Source organism: Ensifer sp. ENS07, assembly GCF_014852185.1.
In the GTDB taxonomy this organism is placed as follows: Bacteria; Pseudomonadota; Alphaproteobacteria; order Rhizobiales; family Rhizobiaceae; genus Ensifer; species Ensifer adhaerens.
The window spans coordinates 217,248-230,358 of sequence record NZ_JACVBE010000002.1 but is presented as its reverse complement, the minus strand read 5'-3'; the positions used below and the strand labels follow the sequence as shown (position 1 = coordinate 230,358).

Sequence of the window (13,111 nt, the reverse complement as noted above, 5' to 3'; positions counted from 1 at the left end):
AATGCGGCGCGCCCTCCGCGGCGGTTCATGTCTCGTCGGCCACGAGGCCGCTGCTCGACGCAAAGTAGCGGCCCGTCGAAATCCGTTTTCCGTTGCCGGTTCGTCCCCCTAGGCTTCTCTCCCTATGCGACTGGTTCTGGAGGGGTGGATGAAACGTGTCGTCTTCGGGCTCGTTATCGCACTGCTCGTGCAGGCTTCCTTGCCTACGCGTGCCTATGGCGCAGGCACGGCTCTGCCACCATTCGAGCAGGTGCTGGACCGCGCCGAGGCCGGTGACGTTGAGGCCGAGGTCGATCTCGGCATGCGCTACCAGACCGGCGAAGGTGTTGCCCACGATCTCATGAAAGCCATCGGCTGGTACGGGAGGGCTGCAGCGAAGGGCAACGCGAAAGCCCAGTTCCTGCTCGGCTCGATCTACTTCAACGGTGCCGAAGGTGTGAAGCAGAACTATGTCGAGGCGCTTCGCTGGTTTCGGCTTTCAGCCGATCAGAAGACGCCGGCCGCCCAGTACAATATCGGCGTTCACTACGAACAGGGATTGGGTGTCGCCAAGGATGACGCGCAGGCCGTTGCCTACTACCGGCTGGCGGCGGAGCAGGGCTATGCCGCGGCCCAATACAATCTCGGCTACATGCTTCAGGAGGGGCGCGGAACGGCGCGCGATCCGGCCGGGGCCTTCGAATGGTATCGGAAGGCTGCGGACCAGGGGCTGGTTGCGGCCATGCACAATCTTGCCGTCGCCTACTTGCAGGGCAACGGCACGCTGAGGAATGACGCGGAGGCCTACCGCTGGGAGTCGCGCGCCGCGGTCGGCGGGGAACCCCGCGCCCAGTACAATCTCGGCGTTATGTATGAGAGAGGCACCGGTGTCGAACGCAGCGTTCCCGAGGCGCTCAACTGGTATGTGCGAGCAGCCGAGCAGGGAAACATCGAAGGGCAGGTGAATGCCGGCAGGCTCTATTTCAACAGCGAGGCCGGGCGGGTCGATACCAAGGAGGGCGATCGCTGGCTGCGGCTTGCTGCGAATGCCGGAAACGGGCAGGCACAGAATCTCCTCTGCACGATCTACGCGCGCGCCTTCGGCGTCGGGCGTGACGATCGGGAGGCGGTGAAGTGGTGCCGCATGGCGGCGGACCGGGGCATGGTCTCGGCGCAGGTGGATCTGGCAATCTTCTACATGCTGGGTCGCGGTGTCGCGAAGGACGAGGCTCAGGCATTCGAGCTGTTCCTGAAGGCGGCAGAACAGGGAAACCCGCAAGCGCAGATGAATGTCGGCGCCATGTACCTGACGGGTGCCGGCGTCGATGAAAACTACGCCGAGGCGCACCGCTGGTTCCTGATGCTTGCCGATCGCGGAGATCCCAAAGGGCAATTCAACCTGGCGGTCATGTATGCGAATGGCCAAGGTATCGAGAAGAACGCGAAGGAGGCGGCGCGGCTCTACAAGCTTTCGGCTGACCAGGGTTATGCCTTGGCGCAGTTCAATCTCGCCATCGCCTATCTCAATGGCATCGGCGTGGAGATTGACGCTCCGGCTGCCGTCAGGTGGTTCCGCAAGGCGGCGGAGCAAGGAAATGCCGACGCCCAATTCTTTCTCGGTATCGCCTATGCGAGAGGCGATGGGGTGGAGCAGGATCTTTCAGCCGCGGCCGAGTGGTATGCCAAGGCGGCCGCGCAAGGGATGCAGAAAGCGCAGGAGTTGCTGGCGAAGCTGCCTGAAGAGTATCGCCGTGCCTCACAGCGTTGAGCCTGCAGCGCCTTCGCGCATTTCAGACGCCTTTGCGCTGTAACCCTGTGACCTTCTCGACGAAATCGGCAATTGCCGCCGTGTCGTCGAGCTCGAACACCGGCAGATCGGAGCCTTCTACCGGATGATCGGCAGCGATTGCGCAGATGTGGGGGTCGGTGGGCGCCAGCGGCTCGCGGTTCGCTGACTCCAGACGGCGAGCCTCGACTTTCGGAATCGGTTCGCGCTTGTAGCCTTCGATGAGGACGAGATCGCAAGGCGCGAGCCGCGCCAGGATCTCCTTGAAGCCTGGCTCCGGGGCGCCGCGCAATTCGTGCATGATGGCAAATCGCGTGCCGGAGACGATCGTCACCTCATGGGCGCCGGCCTCGCGGTGACGGTAGCTGTCGGCCCCGACCTTGTCGATATCGAAGTCGTGGTGGGCGTGCTTGACGGTGGAGACGATGTAGCCGCGCCGCGTTAGCTCGGTGACGAGCCGTACCATCAGGCCAGTCTTGCCCGAATTCTTCCAGCCGGCGATGCCGAAGATCTTCATGGCGCTCATGTTTTGTCATCCTCGAAGAAACGCAACCATTGCTCCGCGTCGGTCAGATCCTCGGGCGTGTTGACGTTGAAGAACGGATCGAATGCGCCTTCTGCCGTCGCGATAAGCGGAAAATCGACCGTTACCGAAGGGTGGCGTTCGATGAAGGCGCGGACGCGGCGCTTCGGGTCACTTGTCAGAAAGGTCTCAAGCTCGTCCGCAAGGGCGACCGGCCAGAGCCCGAACAACGGATGCATCTGCGCGTTGGATGCCGCAACGGCAATCTGCTGGTGCTCTGTCAGGCCGGCAACCATTCGGGTGACGAGATCATCCGGAAAGAACGGCGTATCGGTCGGAACAACGACGACGTGGCTTGCTGCCGGATTGGTCGCCGCGACATGGCGCATGGCTGTCAGCACGCCAGCAAGCGGGCCGAGAAAACCGGGGACTGTGTCGGCGATGACGAGCACGCCTCTGTCGATGGCGCCAGCCGGATCGACGTTGAGGTTGACGGCGACGCTCGTCACCTGAGGCCGGAGCCGGGCGACGATGCGCGTCAACATCGTCTGACCGCCCAGCTGAAGGCCGAACTTCGGGCTGCCCATACGGCGCGACAATCCGCCGCCAAGGACGACGGCGGGCAGGGATGCGCTGATCAGGGGCGAGGGACGGCTTTCGGGCATTGTCGACTCCTATTCCAGTGGGCCGGTCAGCGAGCGCTGGGCGACGGCTTTGCGACCGCGCAGCGTCTCGCGATAGAAGGTGTAGAGACCCGAACCGATGATGATCGCGACGCCGACCAGCATCCAGTGATCCGGCACCTCGGCAAAGAAGAAGATGCCGATCGCAATCGACCAGATCAGGCTGGTGTAGCGGAAGGGGGCGATCACCGAAATGTCGCCGGCCCGCATCGCCAGCACGATCGTCTGGTAGCCGAGCATCAGCAGAACGCTTGCCGCAGCGATATGGCTGATGGTCGTCGTCGACATCGGCTGCCAGCCGCCCATCGGCTGGATGAGCAAGGCGCCGACGAGGGTGGTGACGAGCGAAGTCGACACGGTGATGTAGAGCGCCGGCACGTCGTGGCCGATGCGGCGGGTACAGAGGTCGCGGGTGGCGGTGACGAAGACGCACCCAACCACGGTCAGCGCCGCCGGCGTGAAGCCCTCGGGGCCCGGCCGGAGCACGATGAGCACGCCGATGAAGCCGGCGATGATCGCGGTCCAGCGGCGCCAGCCGACCGGTTCGCCGAGGAAGAGTGCGGCGCCGAGCGTGACGGCCAGGGGAAGCGCCTGCATGATTGCCGAGGCGTTGGCGAGCGGGATCTGGCCGAGGGCCGAAATATAGGTGACCGAGGCCAACGCCTCCATGGCGATGCGCAAGAGGATCACCGGCCGCATCAGCGTTCCGATCGGCCGGAAGGCGCGAAAATGCCAGGCCGCGAGCACGACCATCAGCGTCGTCAGCAAACCGCGCACGAAGATGATCTGCCCCACATTCATTGCGCCGGTGACGGATTTGACGAGCGCGTCGTTGCACGAGAACGTGACCATCGCCAGGCACATGAAAAGAATGCCGCGGAAATTGGTGGAGGCTTGCATGCTGGCTGTCCTGCGACGCCGGGCAAGCGGCCTGCGCTGCCGGCGGATGGGGAGGCGAATCCGTGAATGGATCGCCTAATGTTTAAGCATTGGCTGCCGGGTTGTGCAAACGGGATCGCATGCCGCCCCGACTTTTCTTGTCCGGCAAGTAGAAGAGATGCCTTCGAGGGAGAACCTTTGCCGGAAAGACTGTCGCATGCCGGTAAAGCCGGTGTGTTCGAACATAAGCTCATTCGCGGAATCTTAAGTTTCGCTGCCTATCGTCGCCACAATTCCGCATCCATTCGCATGACGCGATCGGCGGGGTGGCGCCGCAATAAACCTTGCAGGGTGGCCATTCCAGGGACGTTTGCTTGAGGCTTGGGAGAGCCTCCGGCCGATGGCCCATCGGTGTTTCCGCCAAGAAAAACCGCCGCGCGGGCCTGCTTCCCATAAGAATAATCAGGGGTGCGCAATGTCTTTCATCGATCGCTTGCTGCAACGGCTGCGTATCGTCACCAAGGTGCTGCTTTTCGTGGTTCCGCTCGTGGCGCTTATCGCCGGCATTGGTCTCATCGGCTTCTTCACTGCCCGCACGCTCAACGGCCATATGACCGTGACGCGGGAAACCATCAACAATCTCTCGGATTTCCAGGCGCTGCGCGGCGCGCTGCAGGCTTTTGCCGATGCGCCGAGCGAGGAAACGCGCACGGCACTGTCGGCCCAGATCGACGAACAGGAAAGCGGCGTGAAGACGCTCGACAGCCTGTTGACCCGTGCCGAGGACAAGGCGGAAATCGCTTCGGTGCTTACGCTTGGTCAAGCCATGCGCAGCCAGACGGACAAGCTCTGGGCGACCAAGCTCGAGCGCGACCAGGTGACGGCGTCGCTCGACAAGGCTCTTGCCGACATGACCGAACAGGGCAATGGCGCCTACAAGCAGATCGACATCATCCGCAAGGAATCGGGTGAAAAGGAGGCCTTTGCCAAGGCGTTGCTGTTCGATGCCGCCGCCTATCAGGGCCTTGCGGAGCGCATCAAGAAATTCCGCCTGCCGGTAACCATGGCCGTCAACCCCGACGCCAAGATCGACCAGGCGAACAAGCTTCTGCCGCATCTCATGAAGCAGATCGAAGAGGCGGAAAAGATCGCCTCGGAAAAGGTGCAGGCGCCGATTGCCGAACTGAAGGATCAGGCAACGAAGGTGCAGGCGACCCTTGCCGGCGGCGATGACAACGAGGCGAAGAAGAACGCGCTGGTGCCGATCCTCAGCAAGTTCTCGAAATACGAAGCGGACTTTGCCAAGGAGGCCGCGAAGAATTCCGACACGGCCGCCAAGCGCTTCGTCGGCATGGATGCCGAGATCTCGCAGCTGAAGACCCTGATCGCGCTGATGGGCGACACCTTCAAGGGCCTCGACAGCACGCGGCTGCACATCAGCGAACTGCATCGCAAGCTCGATGCCGCCGGCCGCGAGCCGGTCATGGCCGACATCCTGGCGGTTCGCGAAACCTCAGCCAAGCTCGGCGAACTCGGCGGCAAGAACGCTGCCCTTCGCGACCTTCCGGGTAAGCTCGGCCCGTCGCTCGACAACATCGACAAGGACACCGCTGCATTGATCGACGTCGGCGGCCGCTGGCAAACGGCAAAGAGCGAAGCGGCGACGATGGTCGCAGCCGCCAGCACGACGCTCGAAAGCTTCGTCAGCAGCGCCCAGGAGGCCGGCAAGGTCGACAGCCAGCGTTCGGCCGACGTTTCGATCGTGGCGATGATCGCCGGCACGCTGCTCGCCATCATCGGTGGCCTGATGCTGGTCGAGACGCTGCGCGGTCCGCTGAAGCGCGTGACCGAAACGATGACGCGGCTTGCCAATGGTGACCTCGACGTTGCCATCGAAGGCCGCAACCGCGGCGACGAGATCGGCGACATGGTGCGCTCGGTTGCCGTCTTCCGCGACAATGCGGTCGAGAATGTCCGGCTTGGTCGTGAGGCCGAGGCCGCGCGCGCGCTTTCTGCAGAAGAGGAAACGCGCCGGGCTGCTGAGCGCGCCCGCATCGAGGCCGAGCAGATGCAGGCGCTGAACGCGCTCTCCGACGTGCTCGCAGCACTTGCCGATGGCGATCTCGAAGAGGGCATGTCCGAGGATCTGCCCGCCGATTACGTGATCATGGCCCGCACCTACAACAATGCGGTCGAGGCGCTGCGGGCGACGCTTGCCGACGTGCGCGTTGTCACCGGCGAGATCACCGGCGGCACCGGCAATCTCGCCGCGTCGGCTGACGATCTGGCGCGCCGGACCGAGCAGCAGGCGGCAGCCCTCGAGGAAAGCTCGCGGGCGCTGCGTCAATTGACCGATATCGTCCGCGCGACGGCCGAAAGCGCCCGCAAGACGACGGTTTCGGTCGGCGAGACCAACTCCTACGCCAAGCATTCCGGCCAGGTGGTCGCCAAGGCGATCGATGCCATGGCCGAGATCAACCGCTCCTCGGAGAAGATCAGCACCATCATCGGCGTCATCGACGAGATCGCCTTCCAAACGAACCTGCTTGCGCTCAACGCCGGCGTCGAGGCGGCGCGGGCAGGCGAGGCGGGCCGGGGTTTTGCCGTCGTCGCGCAGGAGGTGCGTGAACTCGCCCAGCGCTGTGCCGGGGCTGCCCGCGAGATCAAGGGGCTGATTTCCGAAAGCTCGGCACAGGTGAGAAGCGGCGTCGCTCTCGTCCAGGAAACCGGCGACGCGCTGACAGTGATCAACAGCCACATAGGCACGATCCACGACCTCGTCAGCAACATCGAGGCTTCGGCCGCCGACCAGTACACCGGTCTCAACGAGGTGAACTCGGCGGTGCATCAGGTCGAGATGATCACCCAGCAGAACGCCGCGATGGTCGAGGAAAACACCGCCGAGATCCATGGCCTGCGCCGGCAGGTGGAAGCGCTCAACGACAAGATCGAACGCTTCCGTACCGGGACGGACGGTATCGGCGCCCGCGGACAGGGGCATCGAAGCTACGCGGCTTAAGTGTCCGGGCGGGCGGCTTGGGCACCCGCTGACCAACCCTCTCCCCGCAGGCGGGGCGAGGGAACGTGCCGGAGGGGCAAGTGCGCCCATACAGGCGCTATCCACTTACACGCGGAATACGTGGGGACACGAAGGTGTGCCCCACATTCCCTTCTCCCCACCTGCGCGGAGAAGGTGCCGGCAGGCGGTTGAGGGGCCGCCTGCCGGTTGTTCTTCCAAATTGGTATCCTGATGAAAGATCAGCCGCCGGTGACGCTCATGTGGCGGGCAACCGCCGGGCGGTTGTGCTCGCGGTCGATGATGAAGTCGTGGCCCTTCGGCTTGCGGCCGATCGCCTCGTCGATCACCTGGCTGAGATAGGCATCGTCTTCGGAAGCGCGCAGCGCTGTACGCAGGTCGGACGCGTCGTTCTGGCCGAGGCACATATAGAGCGTGCCGGTGCAGGTGAGACGGACGCGGTTGCAGCTCTCGCAGAAATTATGCGTCATCGGCGTGATCAGGCCGAGCCTTCCGCCGGTTTCCGCCACCTCGAGGTAACGGGCAGGGCCGCCGGTGCGATAGGGAATCTCCGAGAAGGTGAACTGCTCTTCCAGTTGCCGGCGCATTTCCGACAGCGGCATGTAGTGGTCGGTCCGATCTTCTTCGATCTCGCCCATCGGCATGGTCTCGATCAAGGTCAGGTCCATGCCGCGGCCATGGGCCCAGCGCATGAGATCGGGAATCTCTGCGTCGTTGAAGCCTTTCAACGCAACGGCATTGATCTTGATCTTCAGGCCGGCCGCCTGGGCTGCGTCGATGCCTTCCAGGACCTTGGAGAGATCGCCCCAGCGGGTGATCTGATGAAACTTTGCCGGGTCGAGCGTGTCGAGCGAGACGTTGATGCGCTTGACGCCGCAGTCTGCAAGCTCGGCGGCATATTTCGCAAGCTGCGAGCCGTTGGTCGTCAGCGTCAGTTCGTCGAGCCGGCCGGCCTCGATCTCGCGACCGAGTTCGCGCACCAAAAACATGATGTTCTTGCGCACCAGCGGCTCGCCGCCGGTGAGCCTGAGCTTGCGGACACCCTTCTCGATGAAGGCGGAACAGAGACGCTGCAATTCTTCAAGCGTCAGCAGATCCTTCTTCGGCAGGAAGGTCATGTGCTCGGCCATGCAATAGGTGCAGCGGAAATCGCAGCGGTCGGTAACGGACACGCGCAGATAGGTGATCGCCCGGCCGAATGGGTCGATCATCGGGGCTGTCTTCTGCTCCAGCGGCAGAGCGCCAGATCTGTCTATCGTTGCTGTGTTCAAGCGTCTTTCTCCCAGCCCCTTCAATGTCGTCGTCGAAGATCGTCGCGTCAAGGCGCATACTGTCGCAAAGTGTTGATCGGAAGAGACGGGTAATTCTCGCGCGCCGATTTCTGCGCTAGTGCATTGTTGTCCTTCAGAGCAATGCCGCATCGGGGGACGCAGATTACGGCGAATGGCCGGCATCCGGTTTGTCGTACGCGAAAGGAAGCAGCAAAATGAGCGAATTCTGGCCGACGGAATTGCGGGTGTCGAAGGATCGCCACCGGCTTGTGGTGACGTTCAACGACGGAGCCTCCTTCGATCTCTCGGCCGAGATGCTGCGGGTGCTTTCGCCGTCGGCCGAAGTGCAGGGCCATGGTCCCGGTCAGCGGGTGACCGTGCCCGGCAAGCGCAACGTGCAGATCATTTCGGTGCAGCCGACCGGCAACTATGCGGTGCGCATCGGTTTTGACGACTTCCACGACACCGGCATCTTCACCTGGAACTACCTGCGCGAACTCGGCGAAAAGGGTGCGGAACTGTTTGCCGGCTACGAGCAGGAGCTCGTGGAGAAGGGCATGTCACGGGACAAGGCCGAGAAGCCTCGCTGACGACGACCGTGCGCCCGCGTGTGGTTTCAGGGGCGCTACGGCCGCGTGGCGCCCACCTCAGGCCAATTCGCCTTCCTCCCGCAAGAGCAGGCCGATCAGCCGCTCCATGGAGCGGGTGACCACCAGGCAGTCATCGATCGACTCATCGTCGAGCAATCTTTCGATCAGCGCCGTGTGGATCTCCATCGCGGCCTCCGTCAGCGTGCGGCCCTCGGGCGTCAGCGATAGCCTGAGCACCCGTTTGTCCTTCTCGTCACCGCGACGCAGGATCAGGCCGCGTTTTTCCAGATGCGGCAGCAGCATGCTCATGTTGGAGCGGCCGACCAGGAGCTTGCGCGCCAGTTCCTGCTGCGAGATGCCGTCGAACCGGTAGAGATTGATCAGGATGTCGAGATGCGGGGGCTTGATATCGAGATGGGCGATCTCGCGGGTTACCGTCTGCTGCATCAATTGGCAGGCACGGGCAACCGCGATCCAGCTGCGGAAGCGAGGGTGGTCCCAGGGAAAATGATGTTCTGTGGTCACTTGATTTTTGTTCATCGTTGTACAATTATGTTCAGCATTGAACATTTTTAGAGATTCTCACTATGGCATCCTTTGCGATCAAGGTCATCCGCAACGCGCTGAAAGGCGTCGACGCGTTTTCACCCGAGGCGGCCGGGCGGCTCGCTTTCAGGCTGTTCACCCTCACGCCCGGCAGAAGGCCGAAGAATGCCAAGGAAAGGGCGGCGCTTGCGGCTGCAGCCCCGGTGATCGCCAGGGGGCAGCCGGTGACGCTCTCCTATGCCGGCGGCTGGGTGCTGGCGCGCAAGTTCGCCGCACCGCGCGAGGCTGCCAACACCAAGCGCATTCTCCTCGTGCACGGCTGGGGATCGCGCAGCGACTATCTGGCGGCGATGATCGACGGCCTGGTCAAGGGCGGCGCCGAGGTGGTGACGCTCGATTGGCCAGGGCACGGCGCTTCGCCGGGGCGCACGCTGACGATGCCGGCGGCGGTTCGAGCGATCGACGCGGCCTGGCGGCATTTCGGCAATTTCGACGTCTGTGTCGGCCATTCCTTCGGCGGCGGCAGCCTGGCCTGTGCGGCCGGCGGCATCGTCTGCGACGTGCACAGCCATATGCCGAGAAAGCTGGTGCTGATCGGCGCGCCGAGCGAGATGACCTGGCTTTTCAAAGGGTTCGGAAAAATCCTTCGCCTGTCGCCAAAGGCGCAGGCGGCTTTCGAAGGCGTGGTCGAGCGTCTGTCCGGACGGCGCCTTGATGATTTCGATGCCGCGCGGGTGATCCAGGCGCGTGCCGTGCCGACGCTCATCATCCATGCGGAAGACGACAAGGAAGTCTCCGCCGACCATGCGCGCCGTTATGCGGCGGCCGGGCCGAATGTCGAGATGCACTGGGCAAACGGTTTTGGCCACAGGCGCATTGTTTCGGCCGCACCCGTGATTGCGCGGATCAACGCCTTCATACACGCGGAAGATCAAAAAGCCGCCGCCTGACTATTTTTCGTTGACCTCGTCATCAGTCTGTCATGCTATCGGCCGAAGGGTCACTGGCCCGGGATTCGGCGCGCAGATCAGCGCCCTGATGGTTCCCCGGGAAAATTTGGCAGCATTGGAGGACGGTATGTCGATCATCGCCTCGGTCGAGGAACTCAACGCGCTCTACGGCGGCGTCAGCGAAGCATCGGTGGCCAAGGTCACCAAGACGCTGACGGCTGAATACCGGCTGATGATCGAGGCATCGCCTTTCTGCGCGCTCGCGACCGTCGGTCCGGAGGGCCTGGATTGCTCGCCGCGCGGGGACGATGATTGCGTCGTGCGGATCGCCGATGACAGGACGGTGCTGATTCCGGACTGGCGCGGCAACAACCGCGTCGATTCGCTCGCCAATATCGTGCGCGATCCGCGCGTGGCGCTGATGTTCCTGATCCCCGGCTCGAACACGACGATGCGAATCAACGGCACGGCGGTCCTCAGTGTCGATCCTGGCTTGACGGAAAGCTTCGAGGTCGACGGCAAACATCCGCGCAGCGTTATCGTCGTGACGATCGGTGAGGTCTATTTCCAATGCGCCCGCGCCGTCATGCGCGCCCAGCTCTGGAACCCAGACCGCTTCCTCGATCCGGCATCGCTGCCGACGCCTGGCACGCTTCTGAAGGCCGCCAAGGCGGATTTCGACCGTGACACCTATGACCGCGAATGGCCGGAGCGCGCCGCCAAGACCATGTGGTAGGCTGCGTCCCGGCTGATCGGCACGATTGGCCAAGCACAGAGGCTGGAGGCGAGGGTGCTGCGGCAAGCAATCACAGGTGCACTCCTGCTCGCTCTCCTAATCGGCAAGGCGTCTGCCACCGAGCCGTTGCTGTCGGAGAAGCTCAGGCTGCTGGCAGCCCGCTACCCTGATGCCATCGAGCGCATCGAGAATAATGCCCTGGTCCTCAGGGATGGCGGACCGCCGATCATCATCGACGACGGCCGAGCGAAAAGGCATGCCGAGAAACTCGCGGCAGGAGACGTCGAGGACAGCCTGTCGCAGATCTATCCGCTCGGCGCCTGTGCGACGCCACCGGCGGTCGATTTCGACCCGGGGCGCATCCGCAGCGAAGCGCTGCTGAAACGGCTCTATGGCGGCAGCGCTGCAGCCGTCCGGCGGGATCTCGTGAGCGTGGACTGGTTCGGCGAACGGCTGCAAGTGACGAGGAAGCACGGGATGGCGGCGGCGCTGAAGGCTGTTGCTGCTGACCTTTCGCGGCAAGCCGAACTCAAGCGCTATCTCAGCCCGAGTGCCGGTACCTTCAACTGGCGGCCAATTGCCGGCGCTGCGACGCTGTCGGTCCACAGCTTCGGTGCGGCCATCGATATCAACACGCGCTTTGCCGACTATTGGCGTTGGGCGGGAAAAGCCAGGGGCGGCTATCGCAACCGCTATCCGCTGGACATCGTCCAAGCCTTCGAGAAACACGGCTTCATCTGGGGCGGCCGCTGGTATCACTTCGACACGATGCACTTCGAGTACCGGCCGGAGATCATCGCAATCGCTCGCGCCGCAGGCGCCGATTCCTGCCGCCGGTAACGCATTTGAGCGGAAAGCGGGCTCGTTGCCCATGAAACGCAAAAGGCGCCCGTGAAGGCGCCCGTTGTCGGTTTCATTTCAGGTAGGCACTGCGGTCTCAGCGGCGGTAGATCAGCCAGTTGCGGCCGGATTCCTTGCGCATGCCGTCTTCGAAGAGAACCGTCTTGTTGCGGCCGGCGTTCTTGGCCGAGTAGAGCGCGATGTCGGCCTTGTTGTAGAGGTCGACCGGGTCTTCGGCGGCCGTCGCCATGCAGACGCCGACGGACAGCGTGATCGGGCCGTAATTGACGCCGGTCTTGGAGTTGCGGAAGGGCGTTGCGGCCAGCACGGTGCGGATGCGGTCGGCGATCTGGAGGCATTCTTCCTGGCTGCTGTCGCCGAGGATGATGGCGAACTCCTCGCCGCCGGTGCGCGCGACGAAGGCTTCGCGGCGCAGGTTGGCACGCAGTACGCCGCCGACGGTCGCAAGGATCTTGTCGCCGACCGGATGGCCGAAGGTGTCGTTGACCTTCTTGAAATGGTCGATGTCGGCAACGAGCAGGCCGGTGAAGTTTCGCAGGTGCTCGTTGTTGTAGACGGCCGCCAGATTGTCGTCGAAGGCACGGCGGTTGGCGAGCCGCGTCAGCGAGTCGGTGTTGGCGATACGCTTGTACTCGTCGAGTTCCTGCCGAATGACCTCCATCTCGAAGGACTTCTGCACGACAGTCTCGACGCGTTCCTTGCCCTGGCTCATCGTCTCGGCCGTGGCGTCGGTCAGGATGCCGATTGCGTGGCGCAGGATATCGGCGCTCGACGCGCTCTTGCTGACGATGTTGACATAGGCTTCGTCGAGAACCTTGTTGTAGTTCTCGAGCGCGTACTGCTCGTCGCGCAACAGGGTGACGAGTTCGGCAAGCTTGGCCGCAAGCGTGGTGTGGGCGCGTTCGATGCCGGTGGAGCGATGGATGTGGCTGAAGTACTGCGCGCCGATTGCATCCAGTTCTTCCTGGGTCGCGCGGCTGCCGAGCGCTGCCAGCTCCTTCGACAATTGCGGGTTGGAGCCGAGATAGGCTTCGTAATAGAGCTCGTAGTTGCGGGGGATGGGCGCCACGCCCATCATGCGCATCGCATGGGTTACCTGCGCTGCGATATCGGGCGTCTGAGCCTTGCCCGAGCTTGCCGTTTGCATCTGCAAACCCCCTAATATGAAACGCTGCTTACCGGTCATTATTTTTAGGGGCAAATGATTTGCGAAGTCTTAATATTTGCCGCCGTCGCGCCGCCGCATCATGACCGATCACGGCAGATTTTG

General features: G+C 63.2%; 12 protein-coding genes. 6 read left to right on the top strand and 6 right to left on the bottom strand.

What is annotated here, in order from left to right; translation table 11 throughout:
• Positions 1-148 precede the first annotated feature (148 nt).
• Positions 149-1,747 (top strand): tetratricopeptide repeat protein, encoded by a 1,599-nt coding sequence (locus IB277_RS08170; protein ID WP_192370940.1) that lies wholly within the window; start codon positions 149-151, stop codon positions 1,745-1,747.
• A 22-nt stretch (positions 1,748-1,769) separates the two neighbouring features.
• Here IB277_RS08170 and mobB read toward each other — a convergent pair whose 3' ends face one another.
• Genes mobB through IB277_RS08155 form a run of 3 tightly spaced genes read right to left on the bottom strand, consistent with a single transcriptional unit; the run spans position 1,770 to position 3,871 of the window.
• Positions 1,770-2,291: a molybdopterin-guanine dinucleotide biosynthesis protein B gene (mobB, locus tag IB277_RS08165; RefSeq protein WP_090293920.1), complete on the bottom strand. Its 522-nt coding sequence runs from the start codon at positions 2,289-2,291 to the stop codon at positions 1,770-1,772.
• Positions 2,288-2,953 carry a molybdenum cofactor guanylyltransferase MobA gene (mobA, locus tag IB277_RS08160; RefSeq protein ID WP_090293918.1) on the bottom strand — a complete coding sequence of 222 codons (666 nt, stop codon included), beginning with the start codon at positions 2,951-2,953 and terminating at the stop codon, positions 2,288-2,290. Before mobA ends, mobB begins: the two co-directional genes overlap by 4 nt.
• Before the next feature lie 9 nt (positions 2,954-2,962).
• Positions 2,963-3,871: a DMT family transporter gene (locus IB277_RS08155; RefSeq protein WP_060528791.1), complete on the bottom strand. Its 909-nt coding sequence runs from the start codon at positions 3,869-3,871 to the stop codon at positions 2,963-2,965.
• A gap of 454 nt (positions 3,872-4,325) precedes the next feature.
• Between IB277_RS08155 and IB277_RS08150 the strand changes: the two genes are divergently transcribed.
• The gene (locus tag IB277_RS08150) at positions 4,326-6,869 is read left to right on the top strand and encodes a methyl-accepting chemotaxis protein (protein WP_192370939.1); all 2,544 of its coding nucleotides are present in this window, start codon (positions 4,326-4,328) and stop codon (positions 6,867-6,869) included.
• 239 nt (positions 6,870-7,108) lie between these two features.
• Here the strand turns inward: IB277_RS08150 and moaA are convergent, their stop codons facing one another.
• Positions 7,109-8,158 carry a GTP 3',8-cyclase MoaA gene (gene moaA / locus IB277_RS08145; protein ID WP_110819190.1) on the bottom strand — a complete coding sequence of 350 codons (1,050 nt, stop codon included), beginning with the start codon at positions 8,156-8,158 and terminating at the stop codon, positions 7,109-7,111.
• Between the two features lie 215 nt (positions 8,159-8,373).
• On the opposite strand from moaA, the gene IB277_RS08140 reads away from it, so the two are divergent.
• On the top strand, positions 8,374-8,748 hold the full coding sequence (locus IB277_RS08140; RefSeq protein ID WP_090293915.1) for a gamma-butyrobetaine hydroxylase-like domain-containing protein: 375 nt from the start codon (positions 8,374-8,376) through the stop codon (positions 8,746-8,748).
• Between the two features lie 57 nt (positions 8,749-8,805).
• On the opposite strand, the gene IB277_RS08135 is transcribed toward IB277_RS08140, so the two are convergent.
• Complete coding sequence (locus tag IB277_RS08135; RefSeq protein ID WP_034795119.1) at positions 8,806-9,288, bottom strand: MarR family winged helix-turn-helix transcriptional regulator; 483 nt, start codon at positions 9,286-9,288, stop codon at positions 8,806-8,808.
• A gap of 47 nt (positions 9,289-9,335) precedes the next feature.
• On the opposite strand from IB277_RS08135, the gene IB277_RS08130 reads away from it, so the two are divergent.
• The 3 genes from IB277_RS08130 (at position 9,336) to IB277_RS08120 (ending at position 11,820) form a co-directional block, all read left to right on the top strand.
• Positions 9,336-10,244, top strand: coding sequence for an alpha/beta fold hydrolase (locus IB277_RS08130; RefSeq protein WP_060520681.1), 909 nt, complete (start codon positions 9,336-9,338; stop codon positions 10,242-10,244).
• A gap of 127 nt (positions 10,245-10,371) precedes the next feature.
• Positions 10,372-10,980: a pyridoxamine 5'-phosphate oxidase family protein gene (locus IB277_RS08125; protein WP_034795114.1), complete on the top strand. Its 609-nt coding sequence runs from the start codon at positions 10,372-10,374 to the stop codon at positions 10,978-10,980.
• A gap of 54 nt (positions 10,981-11,034) precedes the next feature.
• Positions 11,035-11,820, top strand: a complete 786-nt coding sequence (locus IB277_RS08120) for a M15 family metallopeptidase (protein ID WP_110819189.1) — start codon at positions 11,035-11,037, stop codon at positions 11,818-11,820.
• A 97-nt stretch (positions 11,821-11,917) separates the two neighbouring features.
• Here IB277_RS08120 and IB277_RS08115 read toward each other — a convergent pair whose 3' ends face one another.
• The gene (locus IB277_RS08115) at positions 11,918-12,988 is read right to left on the bottom strand and encodes a GGDEF domain-containing protein (protein WP_034795108.1); all 1,071 of its coding nucleotides are present in this window, start codon (positions 12,986-12,988) and stop codon (positions 11,918-11,920) included.
• Positions 12,989-13,111 lie beyond the last annotated feature (123 nt).

Bases quoted from the DNA above. Each gene is read 5' to 3' on its own strand.
- IB277_RS08135 (WP_034795119.1), bottom strand. From the start codon at position 9,288: ATGAACAAAAATCAAGTGACCACAGAACATCATTTTCCCTGGGACCAC.
- IB277_RS08140 (WP_090293915.1), top strand. From the start codon at position 8,374: ATGAGCGAATTCTGGCCGACGGAATTGCGGGTGTCGAAGGATCGCCAC.
- IB277_RS08150 (WP_192370939.1), top strand. From the start codon at position 4,326: ATGTCTTTCATCGATCGCTTGCTGCAACGGCTGCGTATCGTCACCAAG.
- mobA (WP_090293918.1), bottom strand. From the start codon at position 2,953: ATGCCCGAAAGCCGTCCCTCGCCCCTGATCAGCGCATCCCTGCCCGCC.
- IB277_RS08125 (WP_034795114.1), top strand. From the start codon at position 10,372: ATGTCGATCATCGCCTCGGTCGAGGAACTCAACGCGCTCTACGGCGGC.
- IB277_RS08115 (WP_034795108.1), bottom strand. From the start codon at position 12,988: ATGCAAACGGCAAGCTCGGGCAAGGCTCAGACGCCCGATATCGCAGCG.
- mobB (WP_090293920.1), bottom strand. From the start codon at position 2,291: ATGAGCGCCATGAAGATCTTCGGCATCGCCGGCTGGAAGAATTCGGGC.
- IB277_RS08155 (WP_060528791.1), bottom strand. From the start codon at position 3,871: ATGCAAGCCTCCACCAATTTCCGCGGCATTCTTTTCATGTGCCTGGCG.
- IB277_RS08170 (WP_192370940.1), top strand. From the start codon at position 149: ATGAAACGTGTCGTCTTCGGGCTCGTTATCGCACTGCTCGTGCAGGCT.
- IB277_RS08130 (WP_060520681.1), top strand. From the start codon at position 9,336: ATGGCATCCTTTGCGATCAAGGTCATCCGCAACGCGCTGAAAGGCGTC.